Source organism: Streptomyces sp. WAC 01529 (assembly GCF_003945545.1).
In the GTDB taxonomy this organism is placed as follows: Bacteria; Actinomycetota; Actinomycetes; order Streptomycetales; family Streptomycetaceae; genus Streptomyces; species Streptomyces anatolicus.
In genome coordinates this window covers 6,964,178-6,986,050 of the sequence record NZ_CP029617.1, presented here as the reverse complement: position 1 = coordinate 6,986,050, position 21,873 = coordinate 6,964,178, and the positions used below count along the sequence as shown (strand labels likewise).

Annotated in this window: 20 protein-coding genes and 2 pseudogenes; 14 read left to right on the top strand and 8 right to left on the bottom strand. The window is 71.8% G+C overall.

Annotation, left to right across the window (positions count from 1 at the left end; translation table 11 throughout):
* The first annotated feature begins 110 nt into the window (after positions 1 to 110).
* Positions 111 to 2,285, top strand: coding sequence for an MMPL family transporter (locus tag DMA15_RS31175; RefSeq protein ID WP_125516032.1), 2,175 nt, complete (start codon positions 111 to 113; stop codon positions 2,283 to 2,285).
* Between the two features lie 346 nt (positions 2,286 to 2,631).
* Here DMA15_RS31175 and DMA15_RS31170 read toward each other — a convergent pair whose 3' ends face one another.
* Both DMA15_RS31170 and DMA15_RS31165 read right to left on the bottom strand, forming a co-directional pair.
* Entirely contained in the window at positions 2,632 to 3,366 is a 735-nt protein-coding gene (locus DMA15_RS31170) for an ABC transporter ATP-binding protein (RefSeq protein ID WP_125516031.1), read from the bottom strand.
* A complete protein-coding gene (locus DMA15_RS31165; RefSeq protein ID WP_125516030.1) occupies positions 3,363 to 4,448 on the bottom strand; it encodes an ABC transporter permease in 1,086 nt (361 codons plus the stop codon). The genes DMA15_RS31170 and DMA15_RS31165 overlap by 4 nt, the downstream gene beginning before the upstream one ends.
* A 376-nt stretch (positions 4,449 to 4,824) precedes the next feature.
* On the opposite strand from DMA15_RS31165, the pseudogene DMA15_RS31160 reads away from it, so the two are divergent.
* From DMA15_RS31160 to DMA15_RS31145, 4 genes and pseudogenes are all read left to right on the top strand, one after another.
* Positions 4,825 to 5,025 (top strand): annotated as a pseudogene (locus DMA15_RS31160) (IS21 family transposase); the annotation flags it as partial.
* A gap of 89 nt (positions 5,026 to 5,114) precedes the next feature.
* Positions 5,115 to 5,489, top strand: a complete 375-nt coding sequence (locus DMA15_RS31155) for an endonuclease domain-containing protein (protein ID WP_346428935.1) — start codon at positions 5,115 to 5,117, stop codon at positions 5,487 to 5,489.
* Between the two features lie 587 nt (positions 5,490 to 6,076).
* Positions 6,077 to 6,511, top strand: a complete 435-nt coding sequence (locus DMA15_RS31150) for a hypothetical protein (protein WP_125516029.1) — start codon at positions 6,077 to 6,079, stop codon at positions 6,509 to 6,511.
* A gap of 521 nt (positions 6,512 to 7,032) precedes the next feature.
* Positions 7,033 to 7,350, top strand: coding sequence for a hypothetical protein (locus DMA15_RS31145; RefSeq protein ID WP_240660044.1), 318 nt, complete (start codon positions 7,033 to 7,035; stop codon positions 7,348 to 7,350).
* Here DMA15_RS31145 and DMA15_RS31140 read toward each other — a convergent pair.
* Positions 7,345 to 8,133, bottom strand: a complete 789-nt coding sequence (locus DMA15_RS31140; protein ID WP_240660305.1) for an IS5 family transposase — start codon at positions 8,131 to 8,133, stop codon at positions 7,345 to 7,347. The genes DMA15_RS31145 and DMA15_RS31140 overlap by 6 nt on opposite strands.
* 675 nt (positions 8,134 to 8,808) lie before the next feature.
* On the opposite strand from DMA15_RS31140, the gene DMA15_RS31135 reads away from it, so the two are divergent.
* The 4 genes and pseudogenes from DMA15_RS31135 (at position 8,809) to DMA15_RS31120 (ending at position 11,951) form a co-directional block, all read left to right on the top strand.
* The gene (locus tag DMA15_RS31135) at positions 8,809 to 9,387 is read left to right on the top strand and encodes a carboxymuconolactone decarboxylase family protein (protein ID WP_125516028.1); all 579 of its coding nucleotides are present in this window, start codon (positions 8,809 to 8,811) and stop codon (positions 9,385 to 9,387) included.
* Entirely contained in the window at positions 9,384 to 10,256 is an 873-nt protein-coding gene (locus tag DMA15_RS31130) for an RNA polymerase sigma-70 factor (protein WP_125516027.1), read from the top strand. The genes DMA15_RS31135 and DMA15_RS31130 overlap by 4 nt, the downstream gene beginning before the upstream one ends.
* Before the next feature lie 261 nt (positions 10,257 to 10,517).
* Positions 10,518 to 11,598: pseudogene (locus DMA15_RS31125) on the top strand (sensor histidine kinase); the annotation flags it as partial.
* Between the two features lie 5 nt (positions 11,599 to 11,603).
* Positions 11,604 to 11,951 carry a LuxR C-terminal-related transcriptional regulator gene (locus DMA15_RS31120; RefSeq protein ID WP_125518120.1) on the top strand — a complete coding sequence of 116 codons (348 nt, stop codon included), beginning with the start codon at positions 11,604 to 11,606 and terminating at the stop codon, positions 11,949 to 11,951.
* A 70-nt stretch (positions 11,952 to 12,021) separates the two neighbouring features.
* Here the strand turns inward: DMA15_RS31120 and DMA15_RS31115 are convergent, their stop codons facing one another.
* Positions 12,022 to 12,552 (bottom strand): universal stress protein, encoded by a 531-nt coding sequence (locus DMA15_RS31115; RefSeq protein WP_240660043.1) that lies wholly within the window; start codon positions 12,550 to 12,552, stop codon positions 12,022 to 12,024.
* A gap of 139 nt (positions 12,553 to 12,691) precedes the next feature.
* Here DMA15_RS31115 and DMA15_RS31110 point away from each other — a divergent pair, with 139 nt between their 5' ends.
* Entirely contained in the window at positions 12,692 to 14,161 is a 1,470-nt protein-coding gene (locus DMA15_RS31110) for a PLP-dependent aminotransferase family protein (RefSeq protein WP_125516025.1), read from the top strand.
* Between the two features lie 36 nt (positions 14,162 to 14,197).
* Here the strand turns inward: DMA15_RS31110 and DMA15_RS31105 are convergent, their stop codons facing one another.
* On the bottom strand, positions 14,198 to 14,512 hold the full coding sequence (locus DMA15_RS31105; RefSeq protein ID WP_125516024.1) for a DUF5955 family protein: 315 nt from the start codon (positions 14,510 to 14,512) through the stop codon (positions 14,198 to 14,200).
* A gap of 220 nt (positions 14,513 to 14,732) precedes the next feature.
* On the opposite strand from DMA15_RS31105, the gene DMA15_RS31100 reads away from it, so the two are divergent.
* On the top strand, positions 14,733 to 15,356 hold the full coding sequence (locus tag DMA15_RS31100; protein ID WP_240660042.1) for a nucleotidyltransferase family protein: 624 nt from the start codon (positions 14,733 to 14,735) through the stop codon (positions 15,354 to 15,356).
* 249 nt (positions 15,357 to 15,605) lie between these two features.
* Positions 15,606 to 17,225: a malate synthase A gene (aceB, locus tag DMA15_RS31095; RefSeq protein ID WP_125516023.1), complete on the top strand. Its 1,620-nt coding sequence runs from the start codon at positions 15,606 to 15,608 to the stop codon at positions 17,223 to 17,225.
* A 130-nt stretch (positions 17,226 to 17,355) separates the two neighbouring features.
* Here the strand turns inward: aceB and DMA15_RS31090 are convergent, their stop codons facing one another.
* The 3 genes from DMA15_RS31090 to DMA15_RS36860 form a co-directional block, all read right to left on the bottom strand.
* Positions 17,356 to 18,261: a HipA family kinase gene (locus DMA15_RS31090; protein ID WP_125516022.1), complete on the bottom strand. Its 906-nt coding sequence runs from the start codon at positions 18,259 to 18,261 to the stop codon at positions 17,356 to 17,358.
* Between the two features lie 97 nt (positions 18,262 to 18,358).
* Complete coding sequence (locus DMA15_RS31085) at positions 18,359 to 19,534, bottom strand: DUF418 domain-containing protein (protein ID WP_240660041.1); 1,176 nt, start codon at positions 19,532 to 19,534, stop codon at positions 18,359 to 18,361.
* A gap of 131 nt (positions 19,535 to 19,665) precedes the next feature.
* On the bottom strand, positions 19,666 to 19,821 hold the full coding sequence (locus DMA15_RS36860; protein WP_164551864.1) for a hypothetical protein: 156 nt from the start codon (positions 19,819 to 19,821) through the stop codon (positions 19,666 to 19,668).
* Between the two features lie 194 nt (positions 19,822 to 20,015).
* Here DMA15_RS36860 and DMA15_RS31080 point away from each other — a divergent pair, with 194 nt between their 5' ends.
* Both DMA15_RS31080 and DMA15_RS31075 read left to right on the top strand, forming a co-directional pair.
* A complete protein-coding gene (locus DMA15_RS31080) occupies positions 20,016 to 21,185 on the top strand; it encodes a histidine kinase (RefSeq protein ID WP_125516020.1) in 1,170 nt (389 codons plus the stop codon).
* A complete protein-coding gene (locus DMA15_RS31075) occupies positions 21,182 to 21,844 on the top strand; it encodes a response regulator transcription factor (RefSeq protein WP_125516019.1) in 663 nt (220 codons plus the stop codon). The genes DMA15_RS31080 and DMA15_RS31075 overlap by 4 nt, the downstream gene beginning before the upstream one ends.
* The last annotated feature ends 29 nt before the right edge of the window (positions 21,845 to 21,873 follow it).

The following is a 21,873-nucleotide window of genomic DNA, read 5'->3' as shown; positions in this document are numbered from 1 at the left end:
ACCGGCCGGGAGCCACTTCCCGGCAGACGTCGGCAGCCCCGTTCCATCCGCCGCCTGATCCCTCCGCAGCCTGTTCCGTCAGCTGCCCGTTCCGTCCGCCGGAGGACATCGTGATCCGCGCCCTGACCGGTTACTCCACCAGACACCCGTGGAAGGTCATCGTCGTCTGGGTGATGCTGGCCGTCGCGCTGAGCGCCCTCGCCCCGACGCTGACCGCCCGCGTCACCCAGCACCGGACCGGGGACTTCCTGCCCCGTGAGTACGACTCGGCCGCCGCGCTGCACATCGCCCAGGAGCAGTTCGGCGAGAAGCCCGACGCCACCACGGTGACGGTGCTGGTCGGCCGGTCCGACGGGGAGGCGCTCACCGCCGCCGACCGGAAGCGGGTCGGGACCGAGGCGAAGGAGCTGGGCCAGCGCCGGGTGGTGATGCCGAGGGAGGACGACCTCCCCGACTTCATGGTCCCGGACCGCTCCCAGACGCCCCGGGTCGCCCCCGCGATGACGGCACCGGACCGGAGTTTCCAACTGCTCTCCGTCCAACTGGTCGGAAACCCCTCGGACAAGGGGGTCCAGGGCGTGTACCGGGCCTTCCGGGACGCCGCCAGGACACAGTTCTCGGAAGCCGGCCTGCGCACGGGCTTCACCGGGAGCCTCGCCGAGACCGTCGACACCACCGACTCCCACGAGACCGCGTCGAAGGTCGGCAGCGCCCTCGTCATGGGGTTCATCATCCTGCTCAACGTGCTGGTGTTCCGCAGCGTGCTGGCGGCCGTGCTGCCGCTGCTCGCGGTCGCCGTCATCGGCGGCGTGGCGGCGGGGGCCGTCGTGGGCGCCGCGCTGCTCACCGGCCACAAGCTCGACGCGAGTACGCCGGACCTGATCAACGTCGTCCTGCTCGGCATCGGCATCGACTACCTGCTGTTCCTGCTGTTCCGCTTCCGCGAGCACCTGCGCGACCGGCCCGAACAGTCCGCCCGCGAGGCGGCCGCGCAGGTGTCCGCCCGGGTGGGGACCGCGATCACCTCGGCGGCGCTGACCATCGTGGCCGCCTTCGCCACGCTGGGCCTCGCGACCTTCGGGCAGTTCCGCTCGCTGGGCCCGGCGATCGCCGCCGCGGTCCTGGTGATGCTGGTCGGCAGCCTCACTTTGCTGCCCGCGCTGCTCGCGGCCGCCGGACGCAAGATGTTCTGGCCCTCCCGCACCCTGCTCCACAAGCCGGACGGGGGCCGCGCCGCCCGCCTCGGCGCGCTGGTCACGCGGCGACCGCTGACGATGCTGACGGCCGCCGTCGCCCTGCTCGCCGCGCTGACCGCGGGGATGGCGGGCATACGTATGGACTACGGCCGGAGCGACACCGGTGACCGCACTTCCGCCGCGGTCACCGCCGCGGAGATCTCCCGGGCGCTGCCCGCCGGGGTGTCGGATCCGACGAGCGTCTTCGTCACCGCCAAGAACGGCTCCCCCCTCATCGCCGACCGGCTGAGCGGTCTCTCCCGAGGGCTCGCCCAGGTCAAGGGCGTGGGCAAGGTGGCGCGGACGGTCCTGAGCGAGGACCGCCGTGCCGCCCGGATCGACGTCTACCTGACCTCCGATCCGCAGAGCCAGCGGGCCCGCGACCTGGCCTCGGGGCCGGTGCGGGACGTGGCCGGCCGGCTCGCGCCCGCCGGGACGACGGCGTACGTGGGCGGGACCGCGGCGATCTTCGCCGACATCTCCACCGCCGTCGACCACGATCTGAGGATCGTGTTCCCGGTCGCGGCCGCGTTGATCGCGCTGATCCTGCTGCTGCTCCTGCGCAGCCTGCTCGCGCCGGTCGTCCTCATGCTCTCCGTCGGCCTCTGCTTCGCCGCGACGCTCGGTGCGGCCACGCTGCTCTTCCAGCACGCGCTCGGCGAACCGGGCGTCAACTTCACTCTCCCTCTGGTGCTGTTCCTCTTCGTGGTGGCGCTGGGCACGGACTACAACATCCTGATCGCCGACCGGATCCGGGAGGAGATGCGGCGCCCCGGCCCGGCGCGCGCGGCCGTCGCCCGCGCGGTCCGGCACACGGCGCCGGCCATCGCCACGGCCGGTCTTGTGCTGGCCGGGTCCTTCGCGACGCTGGCGACGAGTCCGGGGAGCGAGCAGATGGCGTTCGCGATGGCGCTGGGCATCATGCTCTCGGCGATGGTTCTCTCGCTGGTGCTGGTTCCCGCGGTTGCCGCGGTCTTTGGGCGGGGCTTGTGGTGGCCGCTTCATGCGCGGGGGCGCGGGGGGTATGGGGGGCGTCGGGGGCGGGGCTGAGGGGGCCTTTGGAGGCGGGGGGTGCGGCTCTTTCTCGCCGTCGCGGGTGCTTCTTTCCCGCCGCTTCGCGGCGGATGCCTCCCACCCACCCACCCGTTCACCCCGCGTGGGGGGGGTGAGGTAGGGGCATGGGGGTCCGGCCCGGCCCGTTGGGTGCCGCCAGGTCCCGCAGGGTCCTGCCTAGCCCGGAGCGTCCCGCCTGGCCCGCCGGGTTCCGCAGGGCCCCGCCTAGGCCCGCCGAGCCCCGCCGGGTGCCGCCGAGCCCTGCCAGGTCCCCCCAGCTCCCGTCCAAGGCAACCGGCGCCCCCGCCAGACGCCCCCCAGACCCCGCCCTGGGCGACCGCGCCTACGCCGGCCCCGGCCCCGGCTCCGGGTCCGGGTCCGGGTCCGGGTCCGGGCCCAGTCTTCCGTCCGCCATCCCCACCACCCGATCCGCCACCGCGAGGCCCGCCCTGTCGTGTGTGACCAGCACCGTTGCCGTGTCCGTCTTCCTCGTGAGGTCTGCCAGGAGCGCCAGCACCGCCGCTCCCCGTTCATGGTCCAACGCGCTGGTCGGCTCGTCGACCAGCAGCACCGCGGGGTCGTTCATCAGTGCCCGGGCGATCCCCACCCGCTGGCGCTGGCCGCCGGACAACTGGTGCGGGCGCCGGCCCGCCTCCCCGGAGAGCCCCACCGCGTCCAGCAACTCCCTTGCTCGCTCCCGCACTTGTGCGACGCGGTGGCGCCGGCCATCCACGTGGGCCATCAGCTCCAACTGCTCCACCGCCGTCAACGAAGCCAGCAGATTCGGCTGCTGGAAGACGATGCCCAGGCGTCGGCGCCGCAGCTCCGCCTTCTCGGAGCGGCTCAGCGTCCCCGTCTCCACGCCGTCCACCACGACCCGCCCCCTATCGGGCGTGACCAGCGTCGCCGCGACGGCGAGCAGGCTGGACTTGCCGGATCCGGAGGGCCCCACGACCGCGGTCAGGGTGCCTGCGGGCACCTCGATCCCCACGCCGTCCAGCGCGGTGAGCCGCCCCGCGCCATCTGGGTACGTCAGCGTCACACCCTCAAGCAGCAACGACTGTTTCGTCGATTTCATCGCGCGCTCCCCAGCGCCACCAGCGGATCAACCGCAGTGATCCGCCGCACGGCCAGCCCCGCCCCGGCCACCCCGAGCCCGATCATCACGCCCGCAGGCCACAGCACGGTGCCGGGTTCCAGGACGAACGGGACGTCGCCGCCGCTGATGGCCCCGCCCACCGCCGCCGCGATCCCGGTCCCCACCGCCGTACCGGCGACGAGCATCACCACGGCCTGCCCCAGCGCGTCCCGCAGCAGATACGGCGTGGAGGCCCCCAACGCCTTCAGTACGGCGATGTCGGCGCCCCGCTGAATCGTCCACACGGTGAAGAACGCCCCTATGACCAGCGCCGAGATCACGAACAGGAACCCCCGCATCAACTGAAGGGACCCGTTCTCGGCCTTGTACGAGCCGATCGCGGAGAGCGCGCCGTCGAGCGACTTCGTCTCGGTGCCCGCGGCCCGGTCCCCGGCCGCCAGGTCGACCCCGCCGCTGGTCCGAAGCGCGATCACCGTCGCCTGCTGGTCCACGGACGTGCCCCGGTGCCCGAGCCGCTGCCAGTCGGCGAGGGAGACCCACACGACGGGCGTATGGCTGTACGAGGCGTCGGACGCGACCCGCGCGACCCGCTCCTCGACGGCACCGCCGCCGAGCCGGACCCGGTCACCGACGCGGGCGCCGAGATCCTCGGCGGCCTTCTCGGAGAGGACCGCCCGCCCTGCCGCGACCCCGTCGGGGGCGATCCCGGAGCCGGGCTCGACGCCGAAGGCGGAGACCGCGGCCGAGCGGTCGCCCGCGGTGGCGTTGAGGGTGCTGATGCCGATCGGATGCGCGGACCGCACGCCGGGGCGCGCGGCCCACTCGTCCCAGGCGCGCTGTTCCACCAGGGAGTTGGTGAAGGAGACGGACTGGCCGTCGGGTGGCGCGGCGAACGCCAGGTGGTCGGCGGGCAGCCCCGTGATGGCCGAGGTGTTCTCCCTGGCCAGCCCGGCGGTCAGCCCGGACAGCAGACCCACGAGCAGGGTGATCAGCACGACGACGGCTCCCATCAGGGCGAACCGCCCCTTGGCGAACCGCAGGTCTCTCCACGCGACGAACATGCCCCCACCCTGCGGCCACACGTGCGGGGCGGGCATCGCGCCACAGCACGGTTCACCCGAATCGAAGTAGGGGGCCGGGGTTCAACCTTTTGGTTGACGGGGGTGAGGAAGGGGGCCCGTACGGTGGAAGGGTCTCCGCCACCCCGCACCACCCCATCCCATCGCGCCAGGACCCGACACCATGCCCCGCACTCCCACCACCCTCCCCCTCCGCCTCTGTCTGCACGCCCTCCTCGTGGGCCTGCTGGCGCTCGCCGCGGTGAAGGCGCTGGCGGGCGGCGGCGCGGTGGCGCACCCCGACGGGGTCGTCGCGGCGGCGCTGCTGAAAGAGCGTTTTATCCCGTCTGGGGTGTTTGGTAAGTCGCCCAATGTCGCGTTGCCCCCCACTCCGTATCTGGTGGCCGAACGTCATCTGCGGCCGGTCGGCAAGGACTGCCTGGTCGCCTTCGGCGGGAACCTCTACTCGGTCCCGGCCCGCAAGGTCCGACCGCGTCAACTGGTGGAGATCAGGGCCACGAAGTCGCAGGTCATGCTGCATTCCACCGTTGCCGACGCAAGCGGCGAGACGCTGCTGGCCGTCGAGAAGCAGTCGAGCGCGAGTGGCTGGGAGGCGTAACGCGGGGCCGGCTGACCTTCTCGGAAGCCGAGACCTTCGATCGCCAGGGAGTGCCGTCTTGCCACACATGGAGGGTCCCCGGCAAAGAGGTGCCAGTGCACCTTTCTGCCACGCAGGCGGTCCGGCGTTGGCAAGCTGGCGCCTGCGCGATGTGCAGCGCGCACCCTGAGCGGCTACTGGTCGACCACTGTCACCGGACTGGTCTCGTGCGGGGCCTGCTGTGCACCAGTTGCAACACGTCTGAGGGGGTGCGGAATGTGCCATCGTTCGTCGCTTATCGGGAGCGGCCCCCTGCGGTGATGCTGGGCCTGGATGAGCAGTACGGCTCGGCCCTGGGACGGTTTTGGGCTCGACCCGGCAGAGCGGGGCCAGCGCAACGCCGCCCACGTCGACGCTGCCGAAGCCCTCTTCGGAGGAATCGCTGACCGATTCCGACTGGGGAGAAAGTGACCGCTCACGAGGACGCTGTCGGCGTGCCACAGGCGTTGGCTACTTCTGGTTCGAGGGAGGCTCTTCCCCGAGTTCGAGCCTGAGCTTGCACACCTTGAGGCCGGCTGCGCGTCCTCGCATGGCCTGTCCGGTGTCGTAGGTGATCAGGGTGACTGGGCTGCCCGCCAATGTCTGAGCTGCCACAGCTCTGTCGACGATTTCGTCATCAGTGATGGGAAGCCTTTGATGGCCGGGGGGATCGAAGAGACTCGACCGTCACGGGCCCTCGCGGCGTCGGAATGCGGCCCGTGGGGTCTGTGACCTTGTCGGCTTGGGCCTTCAGGAGTCCCGGCTGTGATGGGTCCTCGCTGAGGATGCGGTCCAGTACGGCGAGGGTGTAGCCGGCTCTGTATCGCACAAGCGGTTTGCTGGCTTGCGGCAGGCCGCCCTCCATCTCGAGGACGTAAGCGAAACGCCAGTGGGACGTTAGAGGAGAGGGCGAGGATATCCACGTCGGGTGGCAGGGGGGTTGGTTCTTCCTGCTCCCCGACATGACCACGCCACTCGGCAAAGGAATATGGACATGCGCGGATTCAAGAGTGCCCTCGCGACAGTCGCGGCTTTGGCCGCTTTCGCGGGGGTGGGGGTCGCGGCGTCGCCGGCACAGGCGGCGACCTACTGCTCGACCAAGGGGCAGACATACATCTGTGAGTACGGCGTCTCGACCATGAGATTCGCCAACGGGACGAAGGAGGAGTTCGTCGTCGGTGCCGATCACGCGGTGTGGACGAACTGGACCAGGTCCGACGGATCCTGGAACGGCTGGATGTCCATGGGCGGGTGGGTCCAGAGCCGCATCTACGCGACCCCTGAGCAGGAGAACAGCACTTCGCTCCTCTACATCATCGCCACCGGCTCGGACGGCAACGACTGGGCCCGTGTGCGCCACTCCAACGGCTATTGGACCAGCTGGCAGCCCCGCTGCTTCGCCATCCCGGAGGGCCATAACTGCGCGTAACCGGCGGGGCGAGCGGTACTCGCCCCGACCACCGCACGCGGTCCACGGGGTGTCACTGGCGGCGGACCGCACACCGGCGCGGCGCGTAGCACGGATCATCGAGGAGCCTTTCGAGGAATGTGGCGCGGAAGTGGCCTGGCAGGGCCGAAGCTGCGCATCTGGTCGCGGCCGGTGATCGGCTCGGCCGCCCGGCTCCCGCGGACTGCAACGGCAACTTGGGGTGCCGGTCCGCAGAGCGGGAACAGCAGTGCCGGGGCCTGCAGGTGGCCGCGGTCCCACCTTCTGGCTCCGCGACTTGCCCCCGCCCTCCCCGCAGGCGGAATCGGCCGGGAGGCGGCCGGTGCCCGGCGTGGCGGCACTGCCCGGGGCCGCCCAGTCCGTTGGGCGGGAGGCGCAGCCTGGTTGTGCGCCGCATCCTCCCGCCCCACGGCGTCCTCGGCGGCCGGGGGCCCGAGGCGGCTGTGGGCGGGCGTAGATGGGGTGGCACCTGTTGCCCGAGCGACCCGTATGGAGCCGATGACGTGAGCCCCCGCACCGCCCCGAACCTGCCCGATGAGGGCCTGGCCATCGGCTTCCAGCCGTATTTGCCCGTGGAGATGCGCTGGGAAAGGGCGGTCGCGGACGGCCTTCCCCTCGACGTTTCCCACGCCTTCGGCATCTTCGACAGGACGCTGTGCGGAGTCCAGCAAGTCGGCATGTCGCCGTCTGATTACGGATGGCTGCCGCAGCTGGGGAATGCCTGTCGCGCTTGCCGGGAAGCGGCGGGTGTCATTGATGACCGCTGGCCGCAGGCTATGAGGGGCGAGGACGCGCGGGTCAGTGTGGCCCGGCGGCTATGAGTCCTTCCAGTTCGGAGTCGACTCTCGTGTGAGCCTGCGGCTCATCAGGTCGATCATCGCGAGGCGGATCATGGCTTCGGAGCGGTGCGGGTGGGTTTCGTAGTCGCGGGCGAGGCGGCGGTGATTCATAAGCCAGCCGAACGTCCGCTCGACGACCCAGCGCCGCGGGATGACCTTGAAGCCCTTCTGGCCCGGGTCGCGGCGGGTGACCTCGACGTCGATGCCGAGGGTGGCGCCGTGGTCGATGGCCTTGGTTCGATAACCGCTGTCGGCCCATGCCTTGGTGATTCTGGGGTGGGCCTTGGCGATGTGCGAGAGCAGATGGATACCGCCGGCGTTGTCGGAGACGCTGGCCGCGGTGACCCAGACCGCGATAAGGAGGCCGAGGGTGTCGACGCCGATATGGCGCTTGCGGCCCGCGATCTTCTTACCCGCGTCGATGCCCTGGCCAGTGGCCGGGACGTTGGCGGACGTCTTGATGCTCTGGGCGTCCAGGACGCATGCGCTCGGTTCGGCGTCCCGGCCTGCAGCCTCCCGGACAAGTCGGCGGAGCAGGCCGTTGAGCTGGTCGAACACGCCGTCCTTCTGCCAGGCGGCGAAGTATCCATAGACGGTTTCCCACGGAGCGAAGTCGTGGGGAACGTAGCGCCAGGGGATCCCGGTCCGGTCCACATACAACACCGCGTCCATGATCCGGCGCAGGTCGTGCTCGGGCGGCCGCCCGATATCCAGGCCCTTCCCTCGCCGGTCGGCCCGCCAGGCCGACACAATGGGCTCGAGCAGTTCCCATCAGGCATTGGACAGGTCACTCGGATACGGGCGCTGTCGAGACATGTTTCGAGAGTTCCGCCGAGCGACATCCCGCCACAGGGCGCAAACGGGAGTGAGTGGGGGCGTCTTGGGATCAGACAGGAGCGAAAGGGCGGAAACGTGCCCGGTAATGGCGTCAGCCGCCCCTCACGTCACGGATAGCGACCCTGACCTCGGCAGTCCCAGCCCGGCCTGCTACCCAGAAGACCGCCAAACACCCTGGACGGGATAAAACGCTCTTTGAGTGCCTGTTTCTGAACCCCGAATCGGCAGGTCAAAAGCCGTCGGTGTCCCGTCTCAGTTGGTCTGGTCCGTGGACAGTGCTGTGACCTGCGGCGACCAGTTCATTTGAGACGCCGGGGGGCCGGGAATCTCAGGTGATCCGGTCCCGGGGGTCGGGATGGCGGGTGTTGTCTCAGGTGATCGGTCTGGCTCCGCCGTCGGGTTTGACCGCGTCCAGGGGCGAGGCGGCCACTGACCCGGACGCGCCGGCACGGAGGAATGACCTTCCGGTCACTGCTGTCTGAGCGCGGCCGAGGGTCGGTCTGTGCGCGCCGGCGATCCACGCGCAGTGGCGATGGCGGTTGTCACATTCGTGGGCACGGCGGTGTCTTCATGCCAAACAGGCAAACGTCCAAGGAGAACACCATGGCGCCACGCATCCCGAAGGCCGAGCTCCCCGCCGGGCTCCGCGAAAACCTGATCAAGCAGCTCGGTTCCGTGCCCGAACCCAACGAGGTGCTGTGGAACAACCCCAAGCTCGCCGAGGACAACCAGGAGTTCGCAGCCAAGGTGGCCACCTGGGACGCGGCCGACGCGAGCCTCAAGACGTTCGCGCACATGGCCGTCGCGGCACAGGTCGGCTGCAGCTGGTGCCTCGACATCAACTACTTCGCGGCGCTGAACCAGAACCTGGACCTGGCCAAGGCGAGCCAGGTGCCGCGCTGGCGGGAGTCGGAGGTGTTCACCCCGTTGGAGCGGGAGGTAATGGAGTACGCCGAGGCCATGACGAACACGCCGACGACCGTCACCGATGAGCTCTCGGCGAGTCTGCTCGGCCGGCTCGGCCCGGCGGCGCTGGTCGAACTCACCGTGTTCATCGGCTTCGCCAACCTGGCGGCCAGGTGCAACACGGCGCATGGGATCACCTCGCAGGGCTACTCCGATGCCTGCGAGATCCCGCTGGCCGGGCGTCCTCAGACGTCCGGCGTAGCGTCGGCATCATGACCGAGGACCCGTTCGTCGCCCATCGCAGCCTGCTGTTCACGGTCGCCTACGAGATGCTCGGTTCCGCGGCCGACGCGGAGGACGTGCTGCAGGAGTCCTGGCTGCGGTGGGCCCAGGTCGACCCGTCGCGGGTGCGCGACGCGCGGGCGTACCTCGTCAGGACCGTCACGCGGCAGGCGCTCAACCGGCTGCGGACGTTGGCGCGCAGCCGCGAGGACTATGTCGGCGAATGGCTGCCGGACCCGCTGCTGACCACCCCAGATGTCGCCGAGGACGTAGAGCTCGCGGAGAGCGTCTCGATCGCGATGCTGACCGTCCTGGAAACGCTCGGGCCCACCGAGCGGGCGGTGTTCGTGCTCCGCGAGGTCTTCGAGCTGCCGTACGGCGAGATCGCCGAGGCCATCGGGAAGTCCGCGGCCGCGGTGCGGCAGATCGCGCGGCGAGCGCGCGAGCATGTGGCGGCCCGGCAGCCGCGGGTGCGGGTGAGCCGGTCGGAGCAGCAGGCCGTGGTGGAGCGGTTCCTGCTCGCGTTGCGTACCGGGCAGTTGCAGGAGCTTGTGGAGGTCATGGCGCCGGACGTGGTCCTGATCGCCGATGGTGGCGGGCTTGCGGCCGCTGCCCTGGCTCCGATCCACGGGGTCGAGCTCGTGGCGCGGGTGCTCGCGCGCACGAACCGGGCGGAAGCGACCCCGCTCGCGACGACGGCCGTGTGGCTCAACGGGGCACCTGCGGGCCGGATCGAGATCGACGGCGAACTGGCCACAGCGGTGAGTCTCGTGGTGGAGAACGGGCAGATCACCCGGGTCTACTTGGTGAGAAACCCGCGGAAGCTGACGAGACTGGACAAACCGGTTGAACTCGCCAGGTAAGCCAACTCCCGCTCCGGCGTGGTGAGTGTTCCGGGCGAAACCGCCCGGAACACTCACCACCACAAACCGGGCCGGAACCCGACGGCCGCCAGGACCGAGGATGCAGGACGGACGCGGGATGGGCCCACGATCCGACATAGATGTTCCCTGACCCTCGAAAGGCCCTACCACTCGAGATGCGTGAGACCCCGCCGGGCCAGGCCAGACCGGACGCACGAGTCCTGACGGACCGACCCACGCTCCGGGGTTCGGAAACAGGCACTGACCGCCGCCGTGTACGCGGCGGGCACGCTCAGCCCGGCCGTGGCGCGGTCCCGGCACGCGGCGGCGTGGTGGCTCGTGGCGCTGGGCGGGGCCTGGCTGGTGCTGCTGGTCCTCTCGCCGGACGGCCTGTGGGCCGCGTTCCCGCTGTACTTCCTGCAACTGCGCCTGCTGCCGTTCCGCTGGGCGCTGCCCACGGTTCTCGCCACGGCGGGGGCCGCCATCGGAAGCTTCCTGGTGCACAGTGCACAGTGCGCAGGTCACGCCGGGCAGCTTCATCGGGCCGCTGCTGGGCGCGGCCGTGGCGGTGGCCACGGTCCTCGGGTACGAGGCGCTGTACCGCGAGAGCGAGCACCGCCGCGAGCTGATCGACGAGCTGATGGCGGCGCGGGCGGAACTCGCCGCCGCCGAGCGGACCGCGGGGACGCTGGCCGAGCGCGAGCGGCTCGCGCGGGAGATCCACGACACGCTGGCGCAGGGCCTGTCGTCGATCCAGTTGCTGCTGCGGGCCGCGCAGCGCGCGCTGCCGGAGGGGGCCCCGGCCGCCCCGCACATCGAGCGGGCGCGGGCGGCCGCGCAGGACAACCTCGCCGAGGCGCGGCGTTTCGTGCGGGCGCTCTCGCCGCCCGGCCTGGAGCACGGTTCGCTCGCCGGGGCTCTGGAGCGGCTGAGCGCGTCGAGCGCGGGCCCGCGTGTGCGGTTCTCCCTGAGTGGTACGCCGGCCCGGCTCCCGACCCCGTACGAGGTGGCGTTGTTGCGTGTCGCGCAGTCGGCGCTCGCGAACACGGTGCGGCACGCGGAGGCGGCCCGTGCGGAGATCACGCTGACGTTCATGGATGCGTCGGTCACGCTGGACGTGGTGGACGACGGCCGTGGCTTCGACCCGGCGGCCGGGGTGGCGCGGGGTGGGGCGGGCTCGGGTGACGGGGGCTTCGGGCTTCCCGCGATGCGGGCGCGGGCGCGGGCGCTCGGCGGCACGTTCACGGTCGAGTCGGGCCCGGGGCAGGGCACGGCGGTGGCGATCTCGCTGCCGCTGCCCGCGTCGGCGCCGTCCGCGCTGGCGAAGGGGGCGGCCGCGTGAGGCGGGTGGCCGGAGCGACGGTCCGGCTGCTGCTCGCCGACGACCATCCCGTCGTACGGGCGGGTCTGCGCGCGGTGCTCGACGCGGAGCCGGACTTCGAGATCGTCGCGGAGGCGGCGACCGCGGAGGCGGCGGTGGAACGGGCCGCGGTGGTGGGGCCGTCGGGGGTCGATGTGGTGCTGCGCCTGGTGAGGGACGGCCTGTCGAATCAGCGGATCAGCAGGGAACTCTTCCTGAGCCAGGCCACGGTGAAATCACACCTGGTCCACATCTACGCCAAACTCGGCGTGGACTCCCGTACGGCGGCGGTCGCCGCGTCGACGTCCCGGGGCCTGATCCGAAACGCCCCCTGATCCGCAACACCCCCCTGACCCCACAAGCCGCCCTGCGCTACGGACGCCGCGACCGTGGTGAACCGCCCCCTCACTCCCCCACCAGCCCGAAGTCCTCCACCCGCATCCTCCGCAGCGCCCTCCGCAGGCCCTTCGGTATCGAGGGCGACGGGACCGTGAGGATGGGGCACGTCGTGCGGGAGCGGGCTTGGCGGTGGGTTCGGGGTGGGCGGCGGCGGCCGGGGCGGGTGCCGAGGACCAGGAGGTCGTCGGGGCGGGTGGCGAGTCCGCTGAGGGCACTGGCGGGGCGGGCCCGGATCACGCGGCGTTCGGAGTCGACGCCGGGCGGCGCGCCGCCGAAGACCTCGTCGAAGGCGCGGTCGAGGCGGGCCCGCGCCTCCGCCTGCCAGTGCCCGGCCCACTCCCGGTCGGGGTGGCGCAGGTACAGCTTCTCGCCCTCCGGCGGCTCCCAGGCGATCACCGCGACCAGCACCCGGTGGCCGCGCCGCGCCTCCTCCGCCGCGACCCGCAGCGCCGCGAGGCTCGCGAGCGAGCCGCTCACCCCGACGATCACCCGTCCGCGTCCGCCGACGGGTCCTCTTCCGCTCTCCGTCCCTGCCATCGGTATCCCTCCCAGGCCCTCCATGGCCTTCCGTGGCCTCCATGGCCCTTCCAGGCCAAAACAGGCTGACTGAAGCCCGCTGAAACGGAGTCTGTACGCTGATTGGCCCGGAGAGCAGGGCCAATCACAGGGAGTTGGCATGGCAGAGGCATGGGCCGTCCACACCGTGGACAGAAGGCTGGGCAGCCGTCAGCTGGCCGCTCTGCTGACCGGCACCGCGGGCGAGCGCCCCGGCTACCGCGCACTCGCCCACGCCGTCCGCACCCTCCTGCTCGACGGCCGCATCCCGCTGCACACCCGCCTGCCCGCCGAGCGCGAACTGGCCGCCGCCCTCTCGGTGAGCCGGGCCACCGTCACGGCGGCGTACGACGTGCTGCGCGAGGGCGGATACGCGCGCAGCCGCCGCGGCGCGGGCACCTGGACGGAGCTGCCGGAGGGCCGGCGGCCGTCCAGCGTGGCCGCGTTCCCGGCGGGCGACGATGTGCTCGACCTGGCGGTGGCGGCGCCCGGCGCCCCGGAGGCCGAGCTGGCCGCAGCGCTCGCCGGGGCGTCCGAGCTGCTCGTCGAGCACGCGCCGACGCCCGGCTACCACCCTTACGGCATACCGGAGTTGAGGGCCGCGGTCGCCGACCGCTTCACGCGGCGCGGACTGCCCACGCTCCCCGACCAGATCCTGGTCACCACCGGCGCCCAGCACGCGCTGTCCCTGACCCTGGCGCTCCTCGGCAGGCCGGGTGACCGGGTCCTGGTGGAGAACCCCTCGTACCCCAACGCCCTGGACGCGATCCGCGGCGCGGGCCTGCGCGCGGTGCCCGTGCCGGTCACGGACGACGGCTGGGACAGCGGGCTCGTGGAGTCGTCGCTGCGGCAGGCGGCGCCCCGCATCGCGTATCTCGTACCGGATTTCCAGAATCCGACCGGCTGCCTGATGCCGCGCGAGCAGCGCGTGCGCATCCTGGAGACGGCGCGCGCCACCGGCACCTGGCTACTGATCGACGAGACGATCGCGGACATCGCGCTCGACGGGCCGCCGCCCGCGCCGTTCGCCTCGCTCGCGCCGCACGGGGCGGGCGAACAGGTCGTCACCGTGGGGTCATTGAGCAAGTCGCACTGGGGCGGGCTGCGCATCGGCTGGGTGCGGGCGGGGTCGAGGCTGATCACCGAGCTGGCGATGGCACGGGTGCCGGTCGACATGGCGACGCCGGTCATCGAGCAGCTGGTGGCGCTCCATCTGCTGCGGGGCATGAACGAGGTGCTGCGCGAGCGGCTGCCGAGGCTGCGGGAGCAGCGGGACGCCCTCGCGGCGTCGCTGGCCCGCCATCTGCCGGAGTGGCGCTGGCGGTTGCCGCCGGGCGGCCTCTCGCTCTGGGTGGACCTGGGGCGGCCCGTCGCCTCCTCGCTGGCCCGCGCGGCGCTCGCGCACGGCGTACGGATCGAGGGCGGGGCCCGCTTCGGCGCGGACCCGGGGACGCATGAGCACCGGCTCCGCGTGCCCTTCACGCTGCCTCCGGAACTGTCGGAGCAGGCGGCGGTCCGCCTCGCGGCGGCCGCGGCGGGCGACCTGCGCCTCACGGGCGACGACACGGGCCGCCGCCCCTGGGTGGCGTAAAACCGCCTCCCGGGGCCCCGGCCCGCCCGAGGGCCCTCAGCGCCTCCCGGGCTCGCCGAACGTCTCCACCGCGCCCCGCACCCCCGCGAGCCCCGGCGCCAGCGCGCTGACCGAGCCGATCGCGCCCGCGACGAGCAGCAGGGAGCGGCGCAGCCGGGGGATCTCGGGGGTGCCGCCGGACGCCATCGCCGCGAGGGCGGCGAGTTCTTCCTCGGCGATGCCACGGTCCGCGAACTCGACCGGATGCGCGGCCAGTTCACGGCGCAGCCGGGCCACGGCGGTGCGCAGTCGCGCCACCCGCGGATCCTCGTCGCCGCCCGTCACTCGCCTCTGCTCCACACTCCGCAACACGGTTCTCCCCCTGCGCACGCCTTCGTGCGCCCGTTCCTGTGCGTCCGCCGCGATCTCCCGTGCGTCCGCCGTGACTTCTCGTGTGTCTCACGGCCCCGCGTGGTGCTGGTCAGACACCGGGGGCCGCTGATCAGTAAACCGCTCCCGACGCGGCACGCGCCACTTTCCGGCCTTGATCGCGGCCGGAACACGGCGGCCCGATCGGGTGTATCCAGGAGTCATGACGACAGAACCGATGTACGCGCGCCCCGGCGAGGGGAACGAGGTCGCCGGGCTGCTCCTCGCGGCGGGCGGCGGGCGGCGCCTCGGCGGCCGGCCGAAGGCGCTCCTGGAGCACCGGGGCCGCCCCCTGGTGGAGCACGCGGTGCGGGTGCTGCGCGAGGCCGGGTGCGCACAGGTGCACGTGGTGCTCGGCGCCTCCTCCGACGCCGTGCGCGCGCGTGCCTCGCTCCGCGGCTGCGTGCTCGTCGACAACCCGGACTGGGAGCAGGGCATGGGCTCCTCGCTCAGGGTCGGCCTCGCCTCGCTCCGCGGCACGGGCGCGAGCGCCGCGCTGGTCTCGCTCGTGGACCAGCCGGGCATCGGCGCGGCGGCGACGGCGCGCGTGCGAGCCGCCTACCGGTCGCCGTCGACGCTCGCGGCGGCCGCGTACGAGGGGGAGCGCGGCCACCCGGTCCTGTTCGGTTCCGACCACTGGGCGGGGATCGGGACGACTGCCACCGGCGACCGGGGGGCACGCGATTATCTGCGGGCGCACGCCGAAGCGCTCACGCTGATCGAGTGCGGCGAGGTGGCCGACGCGTACGACATCGACACCGCCGAGGACTTGATCCACCTGGAGTGAAACGCGTGATCCACCTGGAGTGACCGGCGTGGCACTCAGCGACACGTTCTGTCGACGAAAAGAATCTCGACATCAACAAACGATTGAACTTCCACTATGAGGAAACTAGTATCCACTGACCAGAAGGCCCGTTACCTCGGACGGGGCCCCGCAGCCGTACCTCGGCTCCCGTGGCACTCAGTGTCACCGCGTCTGCCCGGCGGCTCGCCCGGCACCGTCCGCGCAGCTCTCTGAAGGAAGTGACAGCTCATGTCCGCACTAGCGCCGTCGCCGCTGGCCATCGTCGACGCAGAGCCCCTGCCCCGGCAGGAAGAGGTGCTCACCGACGCGGCCCTCGCCTTTGTGGCCGAGCTGCACCGGCTGTTCACGCCCCGGCGTGACGAGCTACTCGCCCGGCGCGCCGAGCGCCGTGCCGAGATCGCCGCCACCTCCACGCTCGACTTCCTGCCGGAGACCGCCGCGGTCCGCGCGGACGACTCCTGGAAGGTCGCCGAGGCCCCGGCCGCGCTGAACGACCGGCGCGTGGAGATCACGGGCCCGACCGACCGCAAGATGACCATCAACGCCCTGAACTCGGGCGCCCGGGTCTGGCTCGCCGACTTCGAGGACGCCTCCGCGCCCACCTGGGAGAACGTGGTCCTCGGCCAGCTCAACCTCACCGACGCCTATGAGCGCCGCATCGACTTCACCGACGAGCGCACCGGCAAGTCGTACGCCCTCAAGGACGCCGCCGAGCTGGCCACGGTCGTCATGCGCCCGCGCGGCTGGCACCTGGACGAGCGCCACCTCCAGGTCGAGGGCCGCCCGGTCCCCGGCGCGCTCGTCGACTTCGGCCTGTACTTCTTCCACAACGCCAAGCGCCTCATCGAGCTGGGCAAGGGCCCGTACTTCTACCTCCCGAAGACGGAGTCGTATCTGGAGGCGCGCCTGTGGAACGACATCTTCGTCTTCGCGCAGGACTACGTCGGCATCCCGCAGGGCACGGTCCGCGCGACCGTCCTGATCGAGACGATCACCGCCGCGTACCAGATGGAGGAGATCCTCTACGAGCTGCGCGACCACGCCTCGGGCCTGAACGCGGGCCGCTGGGACTACCTCTTCTCCATCGTCAAGAACTTCCGTGACGGCGGCGAGAAGTTCGTCCTGCCGGACCGCAACGCGGTGACCATGACCGCGCCCTTCATGCGGGCGTACACCGAACTCCTCGTCCGCACCTGCCACAAGCGCGGCGCGCACGCGATCGGCGGCATGGCGGCGTTCATCCCGTCCCGCAAGGACGCGGAGGTCAACAAGGTCGCGTTCGAGAAGGTCAAGAACGACAAGGACCGCGAGGCGGGCGACGGCTTCGACGGCTCGTGGGTGGCGCACCCGGACCTGGTCCCGATCGCCATGAAGTCCTTCGACGCGGTGCTCGGCGACAAGCCGAACCAGAAGGACCGCCTGCGCGAGGACGTGCACGTCTCGGCGGCGGACCTCATCGCCGTCGACTCCCTCGACGCGAAGCCCACGTACGACGGCCTGGTCAACGCCGTCCAGGTCGGCATCCGTTACATCGAGGCGTGGCTGCGGGGCCTTGGCGCCGTCGCCATCTTCAACCTCATGGAGGACGCCGCCACCGCGGAGATCTCGCGCTCGCAGATCTGGCAGTGGATCAACGCGGGCGTCGTCTTCGAGAACGGCGAGAGGGCTACGGCGGACCTCGCCCGCGAGGTGGCGGCCCGGGAACTGGACGCCATCCGCGCCGAGATCGGCGACGAGGCGTTCGCGGCCGGCAAGTGGCAGCAGGCCCACGACCTCCTCCTCCAGGTCTCCCTGGACGAGGACTACGCGGACTTCCTGACCCTCCCGGCCTACGAGCAGCTGCGCTGACTTCCGCGCACACGTCCATGACCGAGGCCCCCGGCACCGCACAGCGCCGGGGGCTTCGTCATGAGCGTCCCGTAAGGGGCGCGGGGCAAGGGACGCGAGGAACTGCGCGCCCAGCCACACCCGACCCGCACTACTGGATGTGCCCCGACCAATCCCGCTCCGCCGAAGGCTTCCCATGCAGGTCGGGAACGCGCTTCAGCCAGTCCGGGCGCCCCGCCTCCATGGCGGCCGCCCGCCGGGCATCGGAGGCGGCCAGCTCACCCCGGCTGGGAAAGCCCCTCGGCAGCCAAACCGCCGAGGCCCGCACGCGGGCCAGCAGGAAGCCGACATAGGCCTCGCGCACCTCGGCGGGGGACGAGAAGCCAGGCTCGTCCGCCAGCCACGCCTCCGGCACGAGGGAGACGATCTCGCGGAGGGCCGACTCCGTGACGAGGGGCGCCAGTTCGGCGTCGGCGGCGGCCGTGTCGGGGCCGTAGCCGCCCAGAGCATGGTGGCGGAAGTCGTAAACCTTGTCGGGTGCGGACGCGCCCCAGCGGTGGTGGAAGACGAGGGCCGCGCCGTGGTCGATCAGCCACAGCTTCGGCGGCCGCGTGCCGAACGTGGGCCACACCATGAGGTTCGAGCTGTGCACCGTGCGGTCGACGTTGGCCGTGAGGGCGTCGAGCCAGACGACCTTGCCGGCCTCCAGCGGGTCCACGTCGACGGCGTCCGGGGTGAAGTCCTTCGCGCCCGGCAGCAGGTCCATGCCGAGGTTGAGCCCCGCGCTGGAGCGCAGCAGGTCCTGGACCTCCTGGTGCGGCTCGTCGGCGCCGACCGCCGGGTCGAAGTGGACGAGGACCAACTCGGGGAAGCGCAGGCCGAGATGGCGTGCCAGTTCCCCGACGATGATCTCGGCGACCAGTGCCTTGCGGCCCTGGGCGGAGCCGGTGAACTTCACGACGTACGTACCCAGATCGTCGGCCTCGACGACCCCGGGCACGGAGCCACCGGTGCGCAGGGGCTCGATGTAGCGGGTCGCGGTGACCTCTCTCAGCATTTTTCCGGGCCACCCATCTTGCTTCCAGCCTCTGGCATGAAGTGCATAGTAATCGTGGGTGATCGGGGGAGGCCGGGGGCGGATGGGCCCGCCCCGGTCAAGCGGGTGGGGGCGCGGTCCGGCGCCAGCGGGGCAGAGCCAGGTGGGTCGCGGCGCGCAGCAGCCATTCCAGGGGGCCGTATGCGTGGGTGCGCATCCAGCGTGCGGAGGCGTACAGCTGGCAGGTGTACAGGGCCAGGGTGAGGAGGAGGACCGCGGCGGGGTGGAGCCGGCCGACGGCGGCGAGGCCGTAGCCGGTGAAGACGAGGGCCAGTACGGCGGACTGGGCGAGGTAGTTGCTCAGTGCCATGCGGCCGGCGGGTGCGAGGGTGCCGCTGATCCTCTGTCCATGGCGGCCGTGGAGCAGGCGCAGGAGTGTGGCGGCGTAGGCGGCTGCGAGGGCGGGGGCGGTGAGGACGTCGACGGCCAGGGCGTAGGCCTCGCCGGGGGTGCCGGTCCAGTGGGTGGTGGCGTGGGTGTAGAGGGCGGCGCCCGCGAGGCCGATGGGGAAGCCGGTCACCTGGACGCGGCGCAGCAGGAGGGTACTGGCGGGGCGGTTGAGGAGGCCGTGTTTGCCTGCGGCGAGGCCGAGCAGGAACATCGCCAGGGCGCAGGGGGCCTGGAACAACAGCAGGAGGGCCGCGGTGTCGGGCAGCTCCCGCAGGTGAGCGGTGATGACCTGTGCCGGATCGCCCGCGAGGAGGGCCGTGGTGCGCAGGGCGTGGGCGGTCGCGGCCTGGGCGTCCAGGGTGTTGGGCGGGCCGAAGGCGGCTTGGAGCGCGCCGAGTCCGGCGTACGCGGCGGCGGTGAGAACCAGCAGGACGCAGGCGGCGGTGGCCGCGGTGCGCACCCGCAGGCCGCCGACCGTGAGCAGGATCAGCCCGAGGAGGGCGTAGGTGGTGAGGATGTCGCCGGTGAACAGCAGTACCGCGTGGGCCGCGCCGATCGCGAAGAGGGCGGCCAGGCGGCGCAGGAACGCGGCGGTGAACCGGGTGCCGCGGCGCTCGGCGGAGAGGCGCTGGAGGGTGAAGGAGTAGCCGAAGAGGAACGAGAACAGCAGATAGAACTTGGTCTCGAACAGGAGGGTGACGAGCGTGCTGACGGCCCGGTCGGCGACCGTGGTGACGGCGGGGTCGGCCACGCCGGTGCCGTGGAAGGCGGAGGCGAAGTAGGTGGCGTTGACGATGAGGATGCCCAGCAGGGCGAAGCCGCGCAGAGCGTCCAGGTCCGTCACACGCGTACGGCCTGCTACGGCCGCGGATCTGGTGTCCGCGCCAAGGGGTGGGTGCATTACGAGGTGTCCCTTTGAGGAGTCGAGGTGGGGTCGGTCGGCCACACCGGGCCGGGCGGCGGAAGCAGGGCAGATCACCGGCCGCGGGCGGCGGCCCGCTGGTGGAGGGCGGTGCGGGCGTCCTGAGGCAGTTCGGTGATGCCGCAGGGGTTGATCACCGCCCTCCATACCGGCTCCGGCGGCCGACGCGGCATCACACGACGGCGATGGTGATGAGAGGGCTGGTCCACGGATCCTCCTGGGGAAGCGTTGTCGAGGAACGCTTCAACGCTAGGAATCGCAGGGGCCGTAGGGCGTCGGGCGCACGTCGGGGTTGTCGGTGAGACGTTCGTCGGACGCGAGCCGGTCCCGGGAGAGCGCCTATGCGACTTTCGTCGTATGCGGCACACCCGGGCGGGGCTTGGCCGGTTCCTAGACTGGCGAGGTGACCGCGACCCCTCTGCCACCTCGTCTTTCAGCCCCAACCATCGCCTGGTGGGGCAGCCTCGCGGCGGTGGCGTTCGGCGGGGTCGCCACCCGCGAGGCCGCGTCCTCGCCCGGCCTGGCGGGGCCGGTCTGGCTCAACGCACTGTGCGCGCTCGGGATGGCCGCGCCACTGGCGGCCGGACGTCGGCACCCGGTGCCGGCCGTGATCCTCGCCGTGAGCGCGGCCATGGCGCAGACGGCCTGGCTGACGCCGTCCACGAACCTGGCGATGCCGTTCCTCGCCCTGCTCACGGCGGCGTTCACCGCAGGCCGGTACGCATCCGGCCACCCGAAGTCCCTGGCGCTGCTGGGGCTGTGCCTGGCGGAGGAATGGGCCGGCCCGATCGCCGTCAACGGCGACCCCCTCTGGGACGCCGTGTTCGTCAGCCTTGCCCTGTGGGCGGTCTGGCTTCTCGGGCGCTCAGCGCTGGCCCGCTTCGACCTCGCCCGCGCCGAGCGGGCACGGCGCGATGCCGAACACAGGCGTGCCGAACAGATCCGCGCGGCCGTCACCGCCGAGCGCCACGCCGTCGCCCGGGATCTGCATGACACGGTCGCCCACGCCGTCACCCTGATGGTCCTCCAGGCCACCGGCACCCGCCTGGTCGCCCACAAGGATCCCGATGCCGCCGTCACCGCCCTGGCCTCCATCGAGAAGGCCGGCCGACAGGCCATGGAAGACCTCCGCTCCATGCTCCACGTCCTGCGCCACGACCCCGGCAGCCCCGAGGGCCCACCGCCCACCCTCGAACAGCTGGCCGCGCTCGTCGATGCCGCCCGCTCCAGCGGTGTCGACGCCACCCTCGACACCGGCGCCCTGACCATGGAGCTGCCCAGGCCGCTGGCCGTCACCGCCTACCGCACCGTCCAGGAAGGCATGACCAACGCCGCACGCCACGCCCCCGGCGCCCCCGTCCGCATCACCCTGCGCAGCACATCCGGCCAGTTCACCATTGCCGTCACCAACGGCCCACCCGACGGCGACCGGCCGTCGCCCACCACCGGAAGCGGGACCGGGCTGGCCGGACTCCGCGAACGCGTCACCGCCCTCGGCGGCACCCTGACCGCCGGCCCGCAGGGCGACGGCGGCTACACCCTGACCGCCACCCTGCCCCGGAGCAACGCATGAACCAGATCCGCGTCCTGATCGCCGACGACGAACCGCTGGTGCGCGGCGGGCTCTCCCTCATCGTCAACGCCGCCGACGACCTCACCGTCATCGCCGAAGCCGCTTCCGGAGCCGAAACCCTCGCCCAGTCCGACCACGGCCACCCCGACGTCATCCTGCTGGACATCCAGATGCCCGGCACCGACGGCATCGCTGTCACCCGCCACCTTCGCGCCCGCCCGCACAGCCCCCGCATCGTGATCGTCACCACCTTCGGCCTGGACACCTATCTCCACCAGGCACTCGAGGCGGGCGCCGACGGTTTCATCCTCAAGGACGCCCCCGCCGAACTCATCCAGCAAGCCATCCGCTCCGCCCACCGCGGCGACGCCGTCCTCTCCCCCCAGATGACCCGCACGCTCATCCACCGCTACACCAGCCTCCCCGCCCCCGACCCCGCCCCACCCGTCGGCTACGACCAGCTCACCGCCCGCGAACGCGAAGTCCTGCCCCTCCTCGCCCAGGCCCACTCCAACGCCGAGATCGCCGCGCGGCTGTACATCAGCGAAGCGACCGTGAAGGCGCACATCACCCGCATCCTCATGAAGCTCGGCCTCCGCGACCGCGCCCAGGCCATCGTCCTCGCCCACCGCCACGGCCTGGACCGCCCCGCGCCGTGACGACGGTGCCGTGGTCACCGTTCGGAGCG

Excerpts from the sequence above, each read along its gene's own strand:
- aceB (WP_125516023.1), top strand. The coding sequence starts at position 15,606 with ATGTCCGCACTAGCGCCGTCGCCGCTGGCCATCGTCGACGCAGAGCCC.
- DMA15_RS31165 (WP_125516030.1), bottom strand. The coding sequence starts at position 4,448 with ATGTTCGTCGCGTGGAGAGACCTGCGGTTCGCCAAGGGGCGGTTCGCC.
- DMA15_RS31115 (WP_240660043.1), bottom strand. The coding sequence starts at position 12,552 with ATGGCAGGGACGGAGAGCGGAAGAGGACCCGTCGGCGGACGCGGACGG.
- DMA15_RS31110 (WP_125516025.1), top strand. The coding sequence starts at position 12,692 with ATGGCAGAGGCATGGGCCGTCCACACCGTGGACAGAAGGCTGGGCAGC.
- DMA15_RS31090 (WP_125516022.1), bottom strand. The coding sequence starts at position 18,261 with ATGCTGAGAGAGGTCACCGCGACCCGCTACATCGAGCCCCTGCGCACC.
- DMA15_RS31170 (WP_125516031.1), bottom strand. The coding sequence starts at position 3,366 with ATGAAATCGACGAAACAGTCGTTGCTGCTTGAGGGTGTGACGCTGACG.
- DMA15_RS31100 (WP_240660042.1), top strand. The coding sequence starts at position 14,733 with ATGACGACAGAACCGATGTACGCGCGCCCCGGCGAGGGGAACGAGGTC.
- DMA15_RS31135 (WP_125516028.1), top strand. The coding sequence starts at position 8,809 with ATGGCGCCACGCATCCCGAAGGCCGAGCTCCCCGCCGGGCTCCGCGAA.
- DMA15_RS31075 (WP_125516019.1), top strand. The coding sequence starts at position 21,182 with ATGAACCAGATCCGCGTCCTGATCGCCGACGACGAACCGCTGGTGCGC.
- DMA15_RS31130 (WP_125516027.1), top strand. The coding sequence starts at position 9,384 with ATGACCGAGGACCCGTTCGTCGCCCATCGCAGCCTGCTGTTCACGGTC.
- DMA15_RS31150 (WP_125516029.1), top strand. The coding sequence starts at position 6,077 with ATGCGCGGATTCAAGAGTGCCCTCGCGACAGTCGCGGCTTTGGCCGCT.